This window comes from Gabonibacter chumensis, from assembly GCF_024741215.1.
Lineage (GTDB): Bacteria > Bacteroidota > Bacteroidia > Bacteroidales > Marinifilaceae > Gabonibacter > Gabonibacter massiliensis.
Window position 1 is genome coordinate 489,540 of record NZ_JANSKB010000001.1, and the last position, 19,105, is coordinate 508,644.

At 40.2% G+C, this 19,105-nt stretch carries 20 protein-coding genes and 1 tRNA gene; 3 read left to right on the top strand and 18 right to left on the bottom strand.

Annotation, left to right across the window (positions count from 1 at the left end):
* Positions 1-17: 17 nt before the first annotated feature.
* From NVS78_RS02170 to NVS78_RS02220, 11 genes are all read right to left on the bottom strand, one after another.
* The gene (locus NVS78_RS02170; protein ID WP_286357719.1) at positions 18-1,187 is read right to left on the bottom strand and encodes an ABC transporter permease; all 1,170 of its coding nucleotides are present in this window, start codon (positions 1,185-1,187) and stop codon (positions 18-20) included.
* 28 nt (positions 1,188-1,215) lie between these two features.
* On the bottom strand, positions 1,216-2,388 hold the full coding sequence (locus NVS78_RS02175; protein WP_286357720.1) for an ABC transporter permease: 1,173 nt from the start codon (positions 2,386-2,388) through the stop codon (positions 1,216-1,218).
* A 52-nt stretch (positions 2,389-2,440) separates the two neighbouring features.
* Positions 2,441-3,436: an HlyD family secretion protein gene (locus NVS78_RS02180; RefSeq protein ID WP_059027257.1), complete on the bottom strand. Its 996-nt coding sequence runs from the start codon at positions 3,434-3,436 to the stop codon at positions 2,441-2,443.
* Between the two features lie 26 nt (positions 3,437-3,462).
* On the bottom strand, positions 3,463-4,899 hold the full coding sequence (locus NVS78_RS02185; RefSeq protein ID WP_286357721.1) for a TolC family protein: 1,437 nt from the start codon (positions 4,897-4,899) through the stop codon (positions 3,463-3,465).
* Positions 4,900-5,005: 106 nt separating this feature from the next.
* The gene (locus NVS78_RS02190) at positions 5,006-5,608 is read right to left on the bottom strand and encodes a TetR family transcriptional regulator (protein ID WP_286357722.1); all 603 of its coding nucleotides are present in this window, start codon (positions 5,606-5,608) and stop codon (positions 5,006-5,008) included.
* The gene (locus NVS78_RS02195; RefSeq protein WP_286357723.1) at positions 5,605-6,204 is read right to left on the bottom strand and encodes a TetR/AcrR family transcriptional regulator; all 600 of its coding nucleotides are present in this window, start codon (positions 6,202-6,204) and stop codon (positions 5,605-5,607) included. The genes NVS78_RS02190 and NVS78_RS02195 overlap by 4 nt, the downstream gene beginning before the upstream one ends.
* Positions 6,205-6,398: 194 nt before the next feature.
* Positions 6,399-6,608, bottom strand: a complete 210-nt coding sequence (locus NVS78_RS02200; protein ID WP_286357724.1) for a hypothetical protein — start codon at positions 6,606-6,608, stop codon at positions 6,399-6,401.
* Between the two features lie 183 nt (positions 6,609-6,791).
* Complete coding sequence (locus NVS78_RS02205; protein WP_041503116.1) at positions 6,792-7,178, bottom strand: hypothetical protein; 387 nt, start codon at positions 7,176-7,178, stop codon at positions 6,792-6,794.
* A gap of 11 nt (positions 7,179-7,189) precedes the next feature.
* Positions 7,190-8,170, bottom strand: coding sequence for a DUF6973 domain-containing protein (locus NVS78_RS02210; protein ID WP_286357725.1), 981 nt, complete (start codon positions 8,168-8,170; stop codon positions 7,190-7,192).
* A gap of 20 nt (positions 8,171-8,190) precedes the next feature.
* Positions 8,191-8,643 (bottom strand): hypothetical protein, encoded by a 453-nt coding sequence (locus NVS78_RS02215; protein ID WP_286357726.1) that lies wholly within the window; start codon positions 8,641-8,643, stop codon positions 8,191-8,193.
* Between the two features lie 263 nt (positions 8,644-8,906).
* Positions 8,907-10,127 (bottom strand): dicarboxylate/amino acid:cation symporter, encoded by a 1,221-nt coding sequence (locus NVS78_RS02220; protein ID WP_286357727.1) that lies wholly within the window; start codon positions 10,125-10,127, stop codon positions 8,907-8,909.
* A 283-nt stretch (positions 10,128-10,410) separates the two neighbouring features.
* Here NVS78_RS02220 and NVS78_RS02225 point away from each other — a divergent pair, with 283 nt between their 5' ends.
* Complete coding sequence (locus tag NVS78_RS02225; protein ID WP_286357728.1) at positions 10,411-11,334, top strand: DMT family transporter; 924 nt, start codon at positions 10,411-10,413, stop codon at positions 11,332-11,334.
* Positions 11,335-11,419: 85 nt separating this feature from the next.
* Here the strand turns inward: NVS78_RS02225 and NVS78_RS02230 are convergent, their stop codons facing one another.
* From NVS78_RS02230 to NVS78_RS02245, 4 genes are all read right to left on the bottom strand, one after another.
* Positions 11,420-11,734, bottom strand: a complete 315-nt coding sequence (locus tag NVS78_RS02230; protein ID WP_286357729.1) for a chaperone modulator CbpM — start codon at positions 11,732-11,734, stop codon at positions 11,420-11,422.
* An 11-nt stretch (positions 11,735-11,745) separates the two neighbouring features.
* Positions 11,746-12,657, bottom strand: a complete 912-nt coding sequence (locus NVS78_RS02235) for a DnaJ C-terminal domain-containing protein (RefSeq protein WP_286357730.1) — start codon at positions 12,655-12,657, stop codon at positions 11,746-11,748.
* 186 nt (positions 12,658-12,843) lie between these two features.
* Positions 12,844-13,722, bottom strand: coding sequence for a TonB family protein (locus NVS78_RS02240; protein ID WP_286357731.1), 879 nt, complete (start codon positions 13,720-13,722; stop codon positions 12,844-12,846).
* A 171-nt stretch (positions 13,723-13,893) separates the two neighbouring features.
* Positions 13,894-14,367 carry a Dps family protein gene (locus tag NVS78_RS02245; protein WP_286357732.1) on the bottom strand — a complete coding sequence of 158 codons (474 nt, stop codon included), beginning with the start codon at positions 14,365-14,367 and terminating at the stop codon, positions 13,894-13,896.
* Positions 14,368-14,751: 384 nt separating this feature from the next.
* Between NVS78_RS02245 and NVS78_RS02250 the strand changes: the two genes are divergently transcribed.
* Positions 14,752-14,826 (top strand) — tRNA-Val (locus tag NVS78_RS02250).
* Positions 14,827-15,172: 346 nt separating this feature from the next.
* Here NVS78_RS02250 and NVS78_RS02255 read toward each other — a convergent pair.
* From NVS78_RS02255 to NVS78_RS02265, 3 genes are all read right to left on the bottom strand, one after another.
* Positions 15,173-15,478, bottom strand: a complete 306-nt coding sequence (locus NVS78_RS02255; RefSeq protein ID WP_286357733.1) for a hypothetical protein — start codon at positions 15,476-15,478, stop codon at positions 15,173-15,175.
* Between the two features lie 811 nt (positions 15,479-16,289).
* On the bottom strand, positions 16,290-16,712 hold the full coding sequence (locus NVS78_RS02260; RefSeq protein ID WP_286357734.1) for a Fur family transcriptional regulator: 423 nt from the start codon (positions 16,710-16,712) through the stop codon (positions 16,290-16,292).
* A 5-nt stretch (positions 16,713-16,717) separates the two neighbouring features.
* On the bottom strand, positions 16,718-18,598 hold the full coding sequence (locus NVS78_RS02265) for a heavy metal translocating P-type ATPase (protein ID WP_286357735.1): 1,881 nt from the start codon (positions 18,596-18,598) through the stop codon (positions 16,718-16,720).
* A gap of 206 nt (positions 18,599-18,804) precedes the next feature.
* On the opposite strand from NVS78_RS02265, the gene NVS78_RS02270 reads away from it, so the two are divergent.
* Entirely contained in the window at positions 18,805-18,975 is a 171-nt protein-coding gene (locus NVS78_RS02270; RefSeq protein WP_286357736.1) for a hypothetical protein, read from the top strand.
* The last annotated feature ends 130 nt before the right edge of the window (positions 18,976-19,105 follow it).

The following is a 19,105-nucleotide window of genomic DNA, read 5'->3' on the forward strand; positions in this document are numbered from 1 at the left end:
TCTTAGGGCTATCCCATTCATCCCCAGATTTTTTCCACCTCTTTTTTATACAAAAAATAAGCCAATCCGAAATAAATAAATGTCAAAATCCACAAGCTGTAAAACTCACAAGAGACTTGGGATAGAGTTGCTCCCATATTATTGATAGAGATAAAACCGTTTATTCCATGTGTAGAAGGGAATACATTGCCTATCCAAAGCCAATATTCCGGAATCGCCGTTTTAGGCCAGGAGATTCCGGAAATAAACATCAAAGGAACAGAGGTGAAAACAAATAAAAGATAAGGCATTTCCCGCTCCTTGGACAAAAAAGAGAGTATCATGGCAAAAAAGATACACGAGAGTAAAAAAGGCAAGAGAAACCACATCAGTTCCAACTTCGCCCCGATTTGAGTCATCCCGAATATACGGGGGACGATGAATAAAATCCAATAACCCATCACAAAATAGATCGGGAGATAAATCATGCCCTTTCCCAACACGACCCGCAAAGGATAACGGTAATGCATATTCCGGGGGATCATTCGCTTCTTCATATTACGATCCCTCTCTGTTCCCGCAATAGTTCCCATTCCCAATAATAAAGACTGTTGTATTACTAAAATCAGAACAGCCGGGATTAGGAAAGAGGTAAATCCGCTCTGAGGATTATACATCTTCACCTCACGTACTTTAACAGGAGAAGCTGTTAGTTGTTGCTGGATTTTCGAGGCATATTCCATCCCGTCTACTTGTATCTTTTTCCCCATAGCCAAAGAGACGTCTGTAGCTGCCGTCAATAAAGTCTTATAATTCAACAAGGCACTCATATCACAAAAAAGCGAAACATGAGCCTGTTCTCCCCTGGCTATCCATCTGCTAAAATCAGAAGGGACCTCCAATATACCATAGATCTTTTTCCGGTACATTAACTTCTTCGCCTCCTCCATATTACTGCAATAAGCTACCACATCCACCCCTGCCGTGGCATTCCAATTCCGGATAAACTCCCGACTCTCCGACGATTTATCCTGATCCACTACGGCAACCGGGATCTCCCGAGCCACTTCGTTGCTATAAATATAAGCATAAGTTATCGGGTAAGCCAGGGTCAGGGCCACGAAAAAAGTTAACACGGCATGATCCCGGAAGATCATGTAAAATTCCCGTCTCAGCACATAATATATATCTTTCCAGAAATCAATCATCCATTTCACAAATTAATCATTCTACCGATCATGGCATATATTTAAATTTCAACAAATCCAATTTCAATTTTTTCAGGACCAACAACGGTAACAACATAAATACCAACAAGGCGGAATAAGACTGCCAGGAATAAATCATATCCAAGCCATTAAGAGCCTGATCGATATAAATCAAAAGATAATGCCTCATTTGAAAAAGATTACTCATCGCTTGAACTAAAAAAGGCATGGAACGGACAGGATAAGTAAAACCGCAAATGGAGAAAGCAAGCACTCCCCACAAAGCACAAGCACTCAAAGCAATTCGATTACGCCGAACCAGTCCCGTTAAAAACAAGGCCACTCCCTGAGATGCAAGCACCATCATTACCATTCCTAAAAACATCGGGAAAAAACCGCTGTTCAATGGGAAACGAGCGTAAACATAAAGTAGTGACAAATAAAACATCCCCATACAGATAAAGACAACAGCTTGAGGGATAAGCTTACCCATCAACGACAACACGATCGAGTTACGCCCCATTTCCAACCATTTCCGGGAAGTTCCCCGCTTTACCTCTTCCCCGATACTGTATGCAGTCATGAACATCACGAACATGCAAAGAAAAGCCGGTAAAAGAAAATTAGCCAAATATACGGAGTAACTCAGCCACGGATTATTCAACGGATGAGAGTCCAAAGCGACAGGCATCAACCGGGCTGACAACAAAGGACATCCCTCTCCTTTTGCCAATAACAATGTTTGCTGAACTGCACCGTTGGCCAAAGAGGTTTGGGTTCTCATATCTTTATATACCAAAGAGGCCGGAAGAAAGTAGGTATCATTCGTGTAAAAAGAGATAACCGGCTCTTTTCCCGTGGAAATATCCCGCCGGAAATCTGCAGGAATATGGAAAATACCGTACACTTCGCTCTTTTGCATGGCCTCCCTTGCCTCCTTAAAAGAGGTAGTCTGCATCGCCACTTCCGATTGTGCAAAAGAATTCAGCGTGCGGACCAATTGACGGGACATAGCCGTATTGTCTTCATCGACAACGGCTATCGGTAAATTCGTCGGCAAGCCGTCTTTCAGTAAATCCATAAAAAAAAGGAAACAGAACATCGGGGCGACCACCATCACAAACCAATACAGCCAACGCCCCGAGAGAATCCCAAACTCTCTCTTCATCAAAACCCACAAAGCCCGTATATCCTTTTGCATCTCTATTTAAGATTTAAGATTTTTCCGACTAAGAACTCCGTTTTCCGGTAGCTTAACCCTTCACTTTTTTCAACACGCTCATCCCCGGACGCAAACCCTCTACCGGTTCTGTCGGAACAGCCTTTACTTCAAAAGTTTTAGCATCATACTGTCCGGTCGTCTTGGTCGCTCTCCAGGCCGCATAACTTCCCATGTCTTTCATCCGGGTCACTTTTAAAGTAATCTCCTTATTATCCAGAGCCGGAATGTAGGCTTTGAAAGTAACCCCCACCTGTAAATCTTTCAGTAAATCTTCCCGGACATTAAAAACGACCCACGTATCGGATAAATCCAATACATCCATGACCGGAGAACCCGTTCCGACCAACTCTCCCACGTGAGGATAGCGTTCGGATATCTCACCGTCTATCGGAGAAATTAAAAATGTCTCGTTCACGTACGAACTAACCTCGGCCACGGCTCCCTTAGCCCGGTTCACCTGAGCCTCCGCTGCCAATTTATCCTCTTTTTCAGCCCCGTTCATAGCCATTTCATATTGGGCTTGGGCGGCTTGCTCCGTAGCTGACATCGCTTTATAATTCGCTTCGGCCTCATCTCTTTTCTGAGCTGACATAACCCCGTTCTCGAACAATTTCTGCACGCGTTCATAAGATTTTTTGGCAACATCCGAGGCTGCCTGAGCCTTTTTCCAGGTTTGATACGCCATAGTGATTTTTTCTTCCCGAGCCCCTTTCTGAGCTTTATCACTCAATGCTTGCGCCGCCTCTTCCGCCGCACGGGCCTGAGAATATTTTGCTATCACCTCCGGACTATCCAGAATAGCGACAGTATCGCCTTTCCGAACCCGATCCCCTTCGTCCACCAAGAAAAGGGCAATTCTTCCGGGTACTTTCCCGGAAATCCTGACCTCATTCGCCTCCGCTTCTCCCTGTATGATCTCCGGAAGCGGTTTTCTAAAAATAAAACCGAAAACTCCTACCAAAAGGACGATCAAAACAATTCCGGCAAAAATTTTTACCTTACCGTTTTCCTTCTTTTCATTTTTCATCACCATATCGTAATTATAGTTATACCTTATTTATCAATCTCCAACAAGGTTCCGTATGCTTTTTGCAGATAAACTTCGCTCAATTTTGCCTCTATCCGCGTATCGATTAGCTCGGCGTTGGCCGACAACCAAGCCGTCTGTGCCTCCAATACATTTAAAACCGGAATGGTCCCTTCTTGAAATCCCAAATGGGCAAATCGAAGATTCTCTTCCGCTTTTTCCATGTTTTTACGTGCCATCTCCAATTTTTTAGCTACCTCCTTGACCTTAAACTCGGATTGATTTACTTGCAACTCTATTTTTTCTTTCGCCTCCTGTAGCTTATAATTCATAATGTTAGTCTGGGCCTTCGCGTGCCTCAGGCTTTTCCGGGAAGCTCCCCAATGGAAAATCGGAGCTTTTATCCCGATCCCGACGCTCCACATTCCATCGAACTTAGCACTTATCCCATCATAAAAAGAGGGAGTACTTGCAAACCAATTGGCCATCAAAGCGATCGTCGGCAAATACTCCGATAACGCTATTTTTTCCTTTTTTTTATACATATCGGTTGCCAAAGTCAAACTGGCCACCTCGGGACGACGGTTAAAAACCTGCCGGATATCCACACCTGGGACCTCCTTTAACTTCATATCCATATGCTCCCCCCTTAAAGGGATCACCGTATCGATCGGTAACCCGCAAATCTGGTTCAACACCATACGCGACAAACTCAACCCGTCTTCCACCTTCGTTAACATCATCTCTCCCTGATTCAGTTTTACCTTTACGGAAAGTACATCCGCCTTTGTTGCCACTCCGGTCTCCTCCATCAACAATACATCGTGCTCAAATTTTTTCAAAGTCTCCACGTATTTTTCCGCCATCTGTTTCCGGTTCACCAAAGAGACGATCTGCCAATACGCCTCATCCGTGGCAACGATAATATTCTGTAACTCCTGAGACCGATTACTTTCCGCCAATTTCTCGGACAATCCCGCCAACTGATTATAAGCCCGGATCTTTCCCCCCATATACAACGGCTGTGTCAAACCGATCTGCAATACGGCTAAATTACGTTCGTCTACCGTCATGGCACTCTTTGGCAATAAAGCATAATCTTTCGGAACATACTGACCGTTCACTACGACCGGTTTTCCATCCGGCCCCGACATCAATTGATCCGGCCGAAAAGTAAACTTTCCATTCTCTATCGTACCTACTGGCAAATGAGCGTCTTCAGCTAAAAGATTGATCTCTTTTTGATTCCGCATATACGTACCCATCGCGTCGATTCCGGGTAAATATTTCGTGAAAGCCTCTTTTTTCTGCTCCCGGCTTGCACGAATCTCTTCATCGGCTATCTTCAGGTTTTTATTATTCTCTATCGCCAAACGACGGAAATCTTCTAAGCTCATTTCCCGCTGGGCGCATAAATTCATAAACAGGAACATACAAACAAAACTAAAAATAACCCTTCTCATATCTTTAAACATTAGTTATGCAAACATTAACAAAAACCGATTTCAATATTCAACGTAATTTCGTCTCTTTTTATTATACTTTTCGGTATGTGATTTACCAAAAAAATTACCCTGCTTTTACCAAGGAATACAATTGTTCGTATTGCGATCGAACAGCCGATAACGCATAAGAAATATCCTGATGCATGATCAGATAATTGATCACCCCGACCCCTATGTTCAGCAAATTCTTTGCCAAAATAGACGTATCCACGTCATCTCTCACTTCTCCCTCCTTCTTCGCCTGCAATATCAATTGTTCCAATTTAGATAACCAGGAAACTTTCGTATTCAACACGACTTCCCGAAACTCGGGATAAATGGAAATCACTTCTACCAATAACGAAAGACATAAAATTTCCGGAATATCGCTATCGAAACTTTTGGCGCTATAATTATCGATCTCCAGCAAATGGCGTATCGTCACATCTATAAACTCCCGTAACGAATGTATCTGTTCAAATTCCTCCGTCCTTTTCCGGTTCAATAAACGATAGTACTCGCTGATACCCTCTTTCAAAACCTCTTCCTTATTTGTAAAATGGTAGTAAAACGTACCCTTCGTCATCCCCACGGCCCGTTCCAAGTCCGATAAAGTCACCGCCTTATAGCCCCGCTTCAGAAAAAGCAAAAAGGCCGTTTCAATGATTGTTTCCCTGGTACCGCTCATCTTTTTATCAACAGATAATATTGTTCAAACTGCATCCGCATATCCGAAAAAACAAATTTCATATCAGCCTCTTCGAACTTCAAATTTAACATACTGATCGACACGGACATTAAATTCTTCGCCAATACGGAAGTATCTAACGTTTCCCGGATTTCACCTTTTTCCTTTGCCTTCAAAATAATATACTCCCAACAGGCTAATCGATTTTTGGAAATACCGTATATCCGCTCTCTAAATTCGGGAAACAGCGAAGACACTTCCAATACCAATTGAAAAAATAAAACCTCTATCACGTAGGTATTGAATAATTTTTTCGAAAGATCGGCACTCTCTTCCTTATATTGTAATACCAACCCGAAAAATTCCCGCAACGAAGAAATCTGAATCAATTCCTTATCCCCGATTTCACGCATAACGGTAAAATATTTCTCAATTCCTGCTTTCAGTATCTCTTTTTTATCCTTAAAGTAGTAATAAAAAGCCCCTTTGGTCAAACCGGTAGCCTGTTCCAAATCTTTTAGAGAACACGCTTTATACCCCCTCGTCAGGAATTGCACAAACGATTTGCTGATAATCTCCTCCCGTAATTCGGCCATTTTATACTTTTTGGTATGCTAAATAGTTCTGCAAATATATAAAAAAATGGAGTCCAACGGTTATAAACGATAAAAACTAAAAAATCAACCTCATCCGCCCGACCAATAGTTTACCTAATAAAAATCAAAAAGGTCGTTTCGTCCAAATGGTGAAGCGACCTTTTTCTCTAACATTAAAACACCTATTATGAAAACTAATCAAAATACGCTCTCAATTCTTTTATCTTACCCTTTTTTGATTTTATGGTCACGATCACCTCTTTCGAATACCAATCATAAATAAAAGAGGTCCCCGTGTAACGATTTACCTCTTGTTGAGGAACATCTATTTTCCATTCATTTTCTCCATTACTAAAAATCAATTCGAGATCTCCTTCCACCTTTCCCTTCAATTTGACTGACATATTGAATACAAGCTCTCTATTTAGAGAAAACTGCTGACTCCATGCTTCCTGATTTTCTATCAAAAACTCTTTCTCATAAGATCTAAAAAATTGAATTCCGCTATAACTATAAAGCATTAACAAGACAAAACAAACAGTGCAATTAAAAAAATGGTTCTCTTTTTCATATTATAATTTATTCAATTAATAATAATCAAAATATACTCTTAATTCTTTCATTTTACCCTTCTTAGACGCGATGGTCACGATTACCTCTTTCGAATACCAGTCCCTGGAAATAAATTCACCCTTGTAACGATTCACATCTTGCTGAGCGATATCTGTTTTCCATTCACGTTTCCCATCGCTAAGGGTCAATTTAAGATCTCCTTCCACCTCTCCTTTCAATTTGATAGAAATACTGGACATAGGCTCCTTTTTAAAAGAAAACTGTTGATGCCATGTTTCCTGATTTTCTATCAAAAACTCCTTTTCATAAGATCTAAATAATTCTATACCGCTATAATTGTAGATGATCAATAAAATGACACAAACAAACAATACAATAAAAAAAATTCTTTTCTTTTTCATCTTACTTATTTTTATTGATTCGTTGGAATAAGTTCTCCATTTTTCTCATATAATAAATCGCCATTATTTAAGGCATCCATTGCTTTATCACTGGCAGATCTTTTATCCAGACCCGAATATTTTTTAAATATATCATATCCGACTTTATTATTATGCAAATCCATTCTCTTTTCCAAAGCACTTTGGTCTGAACGCTCTTCATGCGCATTCCCAAAACGTCTTGCCAATACGACACCACAACTGATAGAATTTAAAATATTAAAATAACAATGCCGAAAAGCATCACTTTTATCATTCCATCCATTTTTCCCGAATAATGCTTCTGTCTCTCTTTCCGCAATTTCAGCATTTTTCCTAATTTCCAAAGCTTGCAAGGGAAACCTCGTAACTAAAATTATTTCTTCAAGCGTTAATTCAGGAATTTTATCATAAGGGTCTAACTGAAATGTCTCCAAATCTATCCCTAATTCCGTCAGCTCCGCTTCCGTGTGTTCATATTCACCTGAAGTACCGCCCGAACTACCACTTCCTCCCGAACCACCACTACTCCCTCCCGAAGAAGATCCCGAACCACCTAATAGATGAATAGCATAATGAACATCTACCACACCTGCCTTTGTTTTAAATTCATTTCTACAAGCACCCGTATATGCTTCCAATAAATCACGATATCCTTTTTCAGTTAATGTTTTATGAGTATTCAAGCATATCTTAATCCATTCCATTTCAACAATAATTTCCGGATTTTTTGTTGGTTGTACCCTCCGTTCAAGCAGACGACCATTTCTCCGAAATATTTCGTTTCTCGCTTCATAGCTCACCCCATATATAAGAGACTCTCCATCTATTATTCCATTTTCAATTTCTATATAATAATCAATATGGCTCAGATACGCAGGACCTAACGGATCAACAGCACGGGCCACGCTATTTTCAATAAACACATCCCCATTATTCACGATCTTACTCTTCGTAAAACCTTGTCTCGGCATACATAAAGAAGATTCAACAGTTAAACCTCCGTTCTGCCATTTTTGAAAAAAACAGAACGCATGACTTGAACTTCATAGGGTAAAGTATTATATTCTTTCTGATCAATCAAATATAATTCTCCAGGTGGCTTGACTTGTTCTATAGACTCGCTCTCATCATTTTCTATTTTATAAATCAAACACCCGTTAATCACTCCCGACATTCGGTCTTGTATAGGAATGAGAAAATGGAGTCCCTCTCGAAATCCCAAACCAAAACATGTATGATCCAACATCAAACGAACCCGCTTAAACTCAAGAATCCTTTCTAATTCTTTCTTTTGATTTTGCTCATCAATCCTTTTGACAAAACTTATTCCGGATTTATTATCCCCATTATAATAAATACTTTCAACTTCATTTGTTTCTTCTAACTCGTGAACACATCCACAAAACAAAATAGAAATAAAACAGAAATAAATAATTCTTTTCATAACACTTACTTTTAATTAACAATCAATCATCTAAACTAACTGCAATATTGTAAATTATTTTAACAATTGCGAATACTAAAAAATAATTGTTAATAATATCCTGATTTTTTTAATGTTATAACAAGCACTTTCAGTTGTTTATTAGAAAATTATCCCTAATAAAAATGTAAATTCAATATCATTCCACAGCATAGAAAACATATAACAAAACATGCCGCCCGAATAACAGGCAGCATGTTCATTTATCCAAAGAATCAAATCGTCTATTCCACCGAAACGATCTTTTCCAGCTCTTCCCGGGTTCCCGGATGAGTTTTCAACTCGTATTTGCTGATCCGATTCATGATTACGGCGATTGCTCCGTCTCCGGTCACGTTACAAGCCGTTCCGAAACTATCCATCGCTATATACAAGGCGATCATCAATCCCTGGGCCGTCTCGTCGAATCCCAACATGGATTGCAACAACCCCAAGGCCGCCATAATCGCACCGCCGGGAACTCCCGGAGCCGCCACCATAGCAATACCCAACATCAAGATAAATCCGGCAAATTGCCCGAAGGAGATATCCATTCCCGACATCAGCATGATAGCCATCGCACAGGCAACAATTTTCATCGTACTGCCGGAAAGATGAATGGTCGCACAAAGTGGTATGACAAAGCTGGCAACTTCTCGATTGACCCCGTTCTTAATCGTCTGCTCCAACGTAACCGGAATAGTGGCCGCAGAAGATTGTGTCCCCAAGGCTGTCATATAGGCCGGAAGCATATTTTTGAAAAGCCGGAAAGGATTCGATTTGGAAACAAAACCGGCGATAAAGAATTGCATGAACAATAGAATGATCGTCATTATAAAAATTACGACAATAATTTTCACGAACACACCCATTACCCCGGAAACCTGACCGGAACCGGTAATATTTAAAAAAATACCGAAAATATAAAGAGGCAATAAAGGAATAATAACCCCCGTGATTACCCTATTGATGATATCTTTAAAATCTTCCATGGCCCCTTTCAGCGTGACCCCGTTAATAACGGACATTCCCAAACCCAAAGTAAAAGCCAGAAGCAAGGAGGTCATCACATCCATTAACGGCGGCATTGCCACGGTAAAGTAGGGAGTCAAAGTCTCCCCTTTTGCCGTTTCCAATGGATGCAATTGCTCCGCAGTATCGAGCAACCACGGGTAAGTCAAATCACAGGTAAAATAAGTAAAGAAGCCCGAAAAAATAGTAAACCCATAGGCTAAAAGAGCGGTAAACATTAACAGACGTCCCGCTCCTTTACCGACATCTGCAATACCGGGAGCCACTAATCCCAAAATCAATAAAGGAATAATAAAGCCCAAGAAGTTTCCGAATAATCCGTTTATCGTCAAAAAGATCCGAACCAACCCATCCGGAAAAAAGAAGCCACAAACTACCCCGAGTATTATAGCTATTGCCACCTTCGGTAACAAACCCAATCTCTTTTTTTTCATATTTTTCTATCATTTATTTTCCACGAATCAGCTACACCCTCATCCTTGCTTACTCGCAAAAATTCTACCACCCGAAATACGTTACCACCGATTCGCATCACATTAATTTTTAACTCGCCCAAATTAATACCTCTTCACCTATCGCGCAACCTCCTTGTTCATAAAAAGAAATAAGAAAAAATAAAGTCCTGCTTGTTAGGCCTTTTTCCTCCTATTTTTTTTACCATTCATAAACAATCTGTTTAAAAAAGAGTACTTTCGCAATAAATTAAGAACGTAACCCATGACAAAAGATAAATGGCACGGGCATATCGCCATCTTCTCCGCAAACATTCTTTTCGGACTGAACATTCCGATCGCCAAAACACTGATGCCGGAATGGATTAGCCCCATGGGACTTACCTTCGCGCGCATGGCATTCGGAGCCATCGCTTTCTGGTTCGCCTCCATCTTTTTTATAAACGAAAAAGTTACAAAAAAAGATTTATTAATCCTGTTTTTTTGTGCCGTACTCGGGACGACGGTCAACCAACTCTTTTTTATTATCGGATTAGGTATGACCTCCCCTATCGACGCCGGACTTATCGTCACGATGAATCCCGTGGTAGTCATGATCATTTCGGCCCTTATACTAAAAGAACCCATCACCTCTAAAAAAGCGGGAGGAGTATTTATCGGGGCCTGCGGGGCCTTATTGATTATCTGGCAATCGGCATCCGCGTCCGCGGGACAAGGCAGTTCGCTTCTCGGTAACCTCTATTGCTTTCTGAGCGTTGTCAGCTACGCCACCTATCTGGTGATCTCCCGCCCCATCGCCCAACGCTATACTCCTGTCACTCTGATGAAATGGATGTTTCTCTTTTCTACTCTACTCACGATTCCATTCAGTATCACGGACATGCAGGAAGCCAAAATCTTTACTTACGAAACGAACTGGAAGGCCATTCTAAGCCTATTTTATGTCGTATTCGGAGCTACCTTCCTCGCTTATTTCCTCATTCCGGTTGCATTGAAACGAATCCGGCCGACCACGATCAGCATGTATAATTACGCCCAACCCTTAATTGCTTCCGTCGTGGCAATCCTGATCGGACAAGATAGCTTGTCCTGGGACAAGCCGATTGCGGCTATCTTGGTCTTTACGGGTGTTTACTTCGTTACCCAAAGCAAGTCTCGTGCAGACATCGAACAGGAAGAAAAACAATAAACCGTCATATTCCTTCTTTCCATAAATACAAATACCGCATCCCATTTATCGGCATGCGGCATATGGCATTTTATTGCACTAAAAATCAATCTTCCGAATACTCCACTTTCCCGGAACGAAGTACCCGAAGTTCTTGTTTTAACCGGTCCATCTCGTTCTGCATGTCTTTCATTCGTTCCAGCAGATGACGAATGGCATCTATTCCTTCGATATTAATAGATAAATCATAATACATCCGGGTATATCTTTCCAACTCTTGCAATTGGGAAAGCAACAAATAGTGTTCATCTCCAATGATCCGGACATCAATAAGCCCTCCGTCTTCCAGCAAAACGATGAACGAGGGATCTATATGGCATTTCTGACAGTATTCACTAACAATTATCAAATCTGTTTCCATAACAATGTCTTTTAATTTAATCCCTGAATTTCTTTAAACAACTCTTTCTGCTTCTCCGTCAAATTCGTGGGAACCTCCACGGAATAGGTCACAATCAAATCTCCGTATTTTCCATCTTGCTTATAAACCGGAAAGCCCTTTCCCCGTAACCTGACCTTAGCGTTATTCTGCGTTCCGGGTTTTACTTTCAGCTTTACTTTTCCGTCCAACGTTTCTACCGTTTGCTCTCCACCCAATACAGCCGTGTACAGGTTCAAGGGTGCCGTGACGTACAAATCGTCGCCCAAGCGTCTGAATGTCGAATCCTCCGCAATCACGAAGGTAATATACAGATCTCCAGCAGGTCCCCCGTTTACACCCGGACCTCCCTGTCCTTTCAACTTGATGATTTGCCCGTTCGCAACGCCTGCAGGAACGGTAATTCGGATATTTTTCCCGTTTACACTCAATACCTGTTTGTGGGTTTTGGCCGCGTCTCGCAGACTCAAATGCAACTCGGCATTGTAATCCTGCCCGCGGAAACCGACATTTCCACCCCCTCTTCCCCGGCGAGAACCGAACAGAGATTCAAAGAAATCAGAAAACTCTCCGTCTCCTCCCATACCGGAAAAACCTCCCTCCGAAGACCATTGATAAGAACCTCCCCCGAAACCTCCCTGCTGTCCGTAGCGCTGTTTTTGCGCCTCAAACTCATCGGCATGCTTCCAATTCTCCCCGTATTGATCGTATTTCTTTCTCTTTTCAGGATCACTCAACACCTCGTTTGCCTCGTTGATCTCTTGAAATCGTTGCTGCGCATTCGGATCGTTCGGATTCAAATCGGGGTGATGCTTTCGCGCCAATTTTTTAAATGCTTTTTTAATATCTTCCTGAGAAGCCTTTTTATCTACTCCCAGAATTTTGTAATAATCTATATAGGCCATGCTTTGATTAATTTAGACTTTATATAAATAACAAATATCGTACCTAATAGTAATTATACGTACAACATTCATTTTCTGTTCGGATAAAAACAGGCTGAAAACCTTTACGCGTAAAAATTGACATATAAAAAAAGGGGCTCCGACAAAAAGTCAGTAGTCCCCCCGTTTTTTAATACATTGAACCTGTCATTTCAAAATAATCTGTTCGAAATAGATTTTGAATTTATCTTTCAATAAAGATTGTATCTCCAATATTTTATTCAATTCCAACTTCCTCATCCCAGACTCACCCGCCACGTATTTACTAATAAATCCATCTTTTCCGAAATCATGAATTAAAGCTACTTTTCCGTCAATCTCTTTTTGATAAATTTGAGCCAATAGTTTAGCATCGGCTTTTTTCAACTTTAATATTTTAGCTTCCTCTTTTACCCGGCCATCGATCTCTCCCTTAATTTCGTTGCATCTGTTCAGCATCAGATCATAGACGGTAGCATCGTCTCCTAACTCTTTTTTTAATCCTTCTACCCGCTTGGCTTGCTCTTCAGCCGACAAAGCCTTCTCCACAGCCAATGCTTCCTTCTCTTTAGTTAAATTCTCTATGTATTGCTCATAGGTCAATTGCGGAACCTCTTCGGCTTGCAATTTAAACGTAATCGGATAAGTTATCATATAGCGTACCGGTTTCCCCTCCAACAAAGCCGGAGACCATTTGGGCATCATAGACATTACCCGAATACCCTCTTTGTCCAATAGCGGATGTACCGAACGAGCAACCGTTACATTCGTAATCGACCCGTCTTTTTCCACGACGAAAGAGATATAAACCCGTCCTTCGATACCCTCTTTCTGGGCATCCTCCGGATAAACCACATTCTCCCCGATCCATTGATTTATATTTCCCTTAAACACCGGATTCTGGTCGACAACCACACATATCGTCGTATCCTCATCGACTAATCGTACCTCGGAAGCCCGCACTTCCGATACACGGCCGACAAACAGCATCATTCCTAAAACTATTCCCGTCTTAGCTAAATTGTAATACATTTTCAAATGATTCATAGTTGTTCGTTTATTTGAAATTCTTTAAAAATCAGGTAAACTTACAATTTATATCACAAAATTGCTAATTATCCCCTATAAATTTAGGTCTTTTATACATTTTCTTCTCCCTTACAAAAAAATGACCGCCCGATGTAAATAGGGCGGTCATTACTCAAATTCAAAACTTAACTATTCATTTAAATATGCACGAAGCATCCATAAAGTCTTTTCTTGCTCGGAAATATAAGGATTGATCATATCCTGCGTCCCATCGTCTCCCGCCTCGGCAGCCAAAGCCATAATCTGGTGTTCTTTCTTCAAAAGAATCAACAAATTTTTAACGATATCCTCTATACAAGCATTCGGATCACTCACCCCGACAACCTCCTTAATATCCGATTTTTTCATATAATCGGAATAAGCATGAAGCGGAGTTTCTCCCAAAGCAAGAATACGTTCTGCTATTTCATCCGCTTTATCCATCGCATCCCGATAGTACTCTTCAAATTTCGCATGTAAACCGAAAAACAACTTACCTTTGATATTCCAATGGAAACCTCTTAAATTTTGATAGAATATTTGGTAATTAGCCAAAAGGTCATTCAACTGATTTACGATTTCTTTTGATTTTTGCGCGTCCAATCCGATAAAATTCGTCTTCATATTCATTTGTTTTTAATTTGTTTATACTCTTGTTATTTTTTCTGTTACAAATGTAAGCCGCTTATTCACATAAATCAAATCAATTACATCTACATAAATATATATAACATTTATAAGCATTGATATCCAAACAATTATATTCACATTTTATAAAAATCAAACTATATTTTTTACGTTTCCAATAGAAAATTAGTTATATCCACACGATCTTATATTTCATTCTTTATATCTATTCTCTTCCGTTTACCCGTAAAAAACAAAAACCACATATAAAACGTACCTTTACGCGAAAGATCTAATTACATTTTCAAAAAAAAATCCTCCAATCATTTGGAGAATCCGGAATTTGCAGTACATTTGTACCCGCAATCGCATAGATAGCACGGGCGCTTAGCTCAGTTGGTTCAGAGCATCTGGTTTACACCCAGAGGGTCGGGGGTTCGACTCCCTCAGCGCCCACAGAAAGAGGTTCAAAAGAGCCTCTTTTTTTATTTCCACAAAAATTTACCCATAACATACAGGGATTCGAACGAAGAAATAAAAAAATTCTGTGACTCAATGATTCCGCGATTAAGAGATTGTCTCGTTCTGAAATAACATTACATTATTTTATGATAATGTTCCCAAAAGTGTGCATTTCTTTATAATCAACCAATCATAAATCATTTTAATCACAGAATCCCTTTATCTCCCCAACCACTAAATCTCCGAATCATCCCATCTTTTAATCTAAAATCCGCAATTAAAAATAACCAACTTCACCGTTCCTTCTGTGCTATTTTATACATATCACATAGCTATATTACTAAAGTTTTTTCCATTTTGCGGTATCTCCCGCTTCAGTTTTATTCACGACAGAATAGTGATTCAATTTGTTTCTAACAATTACTTTATCGCCTTTTTCCAGTAATTTATTCCAGTAATCCCATTTAGAAACAAAATGATTAAACAAGTTCTCGGAAACATTTAGTTCCCTTCCGTTCTTCATAGATGATTCAAAACGATTATTATTTATCAACACATTTTGTTCCATACGTTTTAATGCACGTGTATACACATCCTTATTTCCCCATAAAATTTTGGCATCATTCAAATTTCCTTGTATTTCCAAATAAGCAGAATCTTTATAAGATACTAAATGAAGAACAAGCCCAAATTAAAATGGATATTATATATATAACAATATATTTCATAATACGACCACGTTATAATTTATTATCTGATATCAATTGAACGATTACTCCTTTTAAATCTTCATTAAATTAAATACCCCCAGAATTTTTTGTTAGTAGTTCCTGTTCCATCAATACTCATATCTCCCATTCCATTCCCTCGGAAGCCTGAATATTCTATATCAATTACATTATTTAAATCAGTAAATCATAATTTTAAAAATTAGCACAATAATATTTTCGCCAAAAAGAATCATATTATATTGTAAATATATAAAAATATTTTTATATATACTTTGCATTAATTAATATTTTTAGAATTGTGACAAAAATAAAAGATACCAATGTTTAATCATCGACTATTATCGTTCAATTTCAACTACATACATCGACAACACATTCATTCAAATGAAGACTTTAATCCGTCACCATTCATGCCATTCCACTGACTCTCTAAAAAAACTATAAAACCTTTTTGACAAACATCTAAGATTAATACATAATTTGAATACCATATCTCCGAAAACGTACTACCCCCTATACTTACATGAAAATGCGCATAAACCTCAACATGTCCATTATCATCAGTAAAAGCGAGATCCTCTCGAGACTATTAAAACAGAAAGAATAAAAACGGCATGCTGAAAATCGGGAAGTTAATCACCCAATCTCAAGTTATTCTTTTTAAAAGGGAATCCATTTTTATCATTATTTAAATTCGCGATAAAATTTCCATTCGGATCTCATATTCTATTCATGAACCCTACAATCCGCACACAAACCTTTTAAAACATAATTTACGCTTCGCACGGAAAATCCATCGGGAATTTCCACCACGGGAACATGAACATTTTTAAAACAAAACGTACGACGGCATTTCTCACAATAAAAATGGGTATGCAGATCGTCCACTTCACAGGAACAATCGTTACTGCATACCGCGTATTTCAAAGAACCCGAACCATCGTCCACCGCGTGAATAAGATGATGAGCAAGAAACAAGGTAATCGCCCTGAAAATCGTCGATTTATCGACCGTATCCAAAGCATTTTCGATATCGAGTAAAGAGACGGCCCGTTGAAACCGCATCATTGTTTTCAGTATCAATATCCGTATGGCAGTGGGCTTTATCCCCCTTTGAGCGAACTTATCCAAATAAATCTTGTCATCCATAACTCTTATTTTATTAATCTCTGTATCCTTATGGCATTCAATATGGCTAACAAAGCGACTCCGACATCCGCAAATACGGCCTCCCATAAAGTAGCCAAGCCTCCCGCTCCCAGCAACAACACGATCATTTTCACGCTGAATGCCAAGGTCACGTTTTGCCAAATCACCCGATGCGTCTGTTTCCCTACTTGTATGGCCGTTACGATCTTACTCGGTTGATCCGTTTGAATAACCACGTCTGCCGTCTCTATTGCGGCATCACTACCTAACCCTCCCATGGCGATACCGACATCGCTTAAAGCTAAAACCGGCGCATCATTCAATCCGTCTCCCACGAAAGCAATCCGATTTTCCTTATCTTTCTTCAACTCCTCCATATGTTCTACCTTCCCCTCGGGTAATAAATCCCCGTACGCTCTACCGATACCCAAACGCTTTGCTAATTTAGAAACAATTGCCTGTTTATCCCCGGACAGGATCTGAATATTATGAATTTTTAATTTTTCGAGTCCTTTAACGACCGTCAAAGCATCTTCTTTTTCGGCATCAGCCAAAAGAAGATAACCGATATATCGCTTATCCGCCGCACAAATCACGATGGTTTCCGGAATCTCCAGAATAGCTGACGGAAAAGCAATTCCCTCTTTCACCAGCAAACGAGCGTTACCGACCAAAATCTCCTTCCCGGCTATCGACGCCTTTAACCCGTAACCGGCCATCTCCGTTACGTCTTTTACCGGAGAAAACTCCACCTTGCAGTTCCGGGCGTATTTCACAATAGCCTTGGCTATCGGATGATTGCTGCCTTCTTCCACGGAGGCGATCAAACGAAGCAACTCTTTATCCGAAACGATCCCGGCATTATCGATAGCTTGCACGTCGAAAACCCCTTGTGTTAATGTCCCGGTTTTATCGAATACGACCGTGTTGATCTTCGTAATGGCATCCAGATAATTCCCCCCTTTAAAAAGTACTCCTAAACGGGAAGCTGCCCCGATTCCTCCGAAATATCCCAAAGGTATACTGACCACCAAAGCACAAGGACATGAAATCACTAAAAAGACCAATCCCCGGTATAACCAATCGTTAAACACATACTCGAATCCGGGTCGTATCAAAGAGTAGAAAAACGGGAGCAAGACAATCGACAATGCCAAGCCGGTCACGACAGGAGTATAAACACGGGCAAGCCGACGGATCAACAGCTCAGCCGGAGCTTTTCTTTCGGATGCCTCCTGCACCAAAGTCAATATTCGGGCCAACGCACTCTGGTCGTACGATCGGGTAACCCGTATTTCCACCGTTCTATCGGTGGATATCATCCCGGCCAATACGGTCTCCTCCTTTCGAAAAACCCGGGGAACGCTTTCTCCGGTTAAAGCCGCCGTGTTGAAAGTGCCTTTTTCGCTCAATAATTGGCCATCCAAGGGAGCTCTCTCCCCCGCCCTGATCTCCACGATTTCTCCGACCTCCACCTCTTCGGGAGATACCTTCATACGCTCGCCTCCCCTTATGACGGATGCCGTATCGGGCCGGACATCCAATAATGCCTTTATATTATCCCGCGCTCTACCCACGGCATGATCCTGAAATCGTTCGCCAACAGCATAAAACAACATCACCGCTACTCCTTCCGGGTATTCTCCGATATAAAAGGCTCCGATTGTAGCCAATCCCATTAACATAAACTCGTTGAAAAAGTCTTTTTCACAAATACTCTCCCACGCTTCCCTTAAAACGGGAAACGTAACCGGAAAAGCTGCAATAAAGAACCATACGAACCGGACATAGGGTTGCCGAAACCACTCTCCACCGAATTCATCCATTAAAATTCCACCTATTAAAAACAGGAAGGAAAAAAATTCCGCACTATATTTTTTCATCATCTTATTGTTTTTATGACAAAAATAAATCGAAATACTTGCAACCAAGTTGCATAATTACAAGAGACTATCGAAACAGGTATTTTAAGTTAAAGTGAACGTTTCCATTTTCAACACCATATTTAATAATAATTAAAGAGGAATTTTGGAAACCTGTTTCCAAACCGACTCGTTTCTTTGTACAAATACCAACATCAAAACGAACTATTATGAAAAAAGAAAAAAAGCAAATCAAAGAAATAAAAAATGACGAAGAAGATAAACACGCGGTTAAAAACATCTCCTCAAAACAAGACAAACCTTGGGTAGGTACCTCGCAAATGGAACAAACCCAGTTCGATGAAGAAGAGTTTAAAAAAAGAAAAAAAAATGAGATTTAAATCCATAACGATGGACCGAGAAGAACACGTAAAATACCCTGAAATAAATCTTTTCGGCCCATCTCATTAAAATCTTCTCAATTTTATAAATAACTATCATTTCTCGTTTTCGGCGTAACTTTTTTACACC

Coding starts and splice junctions, on each gene's coding strand:
- NVS78_RS02210 (WP_286357725.1), bottom strand. CDS start 8,170: ATGCCGAGACAAGGTTTTACGAAGAGTAAGATCGTGAATAATGGGGAT.
- NVS78_RS02265 (WP_286357735.1), bottom strand. CDS start 18,598: ATGATGAAAAAATATAGTGCGGAATTTTTTTCCTTCCTGTTTTTAATA.
- NVS78_RS02195 (WP_286357723.1), bottom strand. CDS start 6,204: ATGGCCGAATTACGGGAGGAGATTATCAGCAAATCGTTTGTGCAATTC.
- NVS78_RS02260 (WP_286357734.1), bottom strand. CDS start 16,712: ATGGATGACAAGATTTATTTGGATAAGTTCGCTCAAAGGGGGATAAAG.
- NVS78_RS02235 (WP_286357730.1), bottom strand. CDS start 12,657: ATGGCCTATATAGATTATTACAAAATTCTGGGAGTAGATAAAAAGGCT.
- NVS78_RS02225 (WP_286357728.1), top strand. CDS start 10,411: ATGACAAAAGATAAATGGCACGGGCATATCGCCATCTTCTCCGCAAAC.
- NVS78_RS02170 (WP_286357719.1), bottom strand. CDS start 1,187: ATGATTGATTTCTGGAAAGATATATATTATGTGCTGAGACGGGAATTT.
- NVS78_RS02180 (WP_059027257.1), bottom strand. CDS start 3,436: ATGAAAAATGAAAAGAAGGAAAACGGTAAGGTAAAAATTTTTGCCGGA.
- NVS78_RS02240 (WP_286357731.1), bottom strand. CDS start 13,722: ATGAATCATTTGAAAATGTATTACAATTTAGCTAAGACGGGAATAGTT.
- NVS78_RS02205 (WP_041503116.1), bottom strand. CDS start 7,178: ATGAAAAAGAAAAGAATTTTTTTTATTGTATTGTTTGTTTGTGTCATT.
- NVS78_RS02190 (WP_286357722.1), bottom strand. CDS start 5,608: ATGAGCGGTACCAGGGAAACAATCATTGAAACGGCCTTTTTGCTTTTT.
- NVS78_RS02245 (WP_286357732.1), bottom strand. CDS start 14,367: ATGAAGACGAATTTTATCGGATTGGACGCGCAAAAATCAAAAGAAATC.
- NVS78_RS02185 (WP_286357721.1), bottom strand. CDS start 4,899: ATGAGAAGGGTTATTTTTAGTTTTGTTTGTATGTTCCTGTTTATGAAT.
- NVS78_RS02200 (WP_286357724.1), bottom strand. CDS start 6,608: ATGTCAGTCAAATTGAAGGGAAAGGTGGAAGGAGATCTCGAATTGATT.
- NVS78_RS02175 (WP_286357720.1), bottom strand. CDS start 2,388: ATGCAAAAGGATATACGGGCTTTGTGGGTTTTGATGAAGAGAGAGTTT.
- NVS78_RS02230 (WP_286357729.1), bottom strand. CDS start 11,734: ATGGAAACAGATTTGATAATTGTTAGTGAATACTGTCAGAAATGCCAT.
- NVS78_RS02215 (WP_286357726.1), bottom strand. CDS start 8,643: ATGAAAAGAATTATTTATTTCTGTTTTATTTCTATTTTGTTTTGTGGA.
- NVS78_RS02270 (WP_286357736.1), top strand. CDS start 18,805: ATGAAAAAAGAAAAAAAGCAAATCAAAGAAATAAAAAATGACGAAGAA.
- NVS78_RS02220 (WP_286357727.1), bottom strand. CDS start 10,127: ATGAAAAAAAAGAGATTGGGTTTGTTACCGAAGGTGGCAATAGCTATA.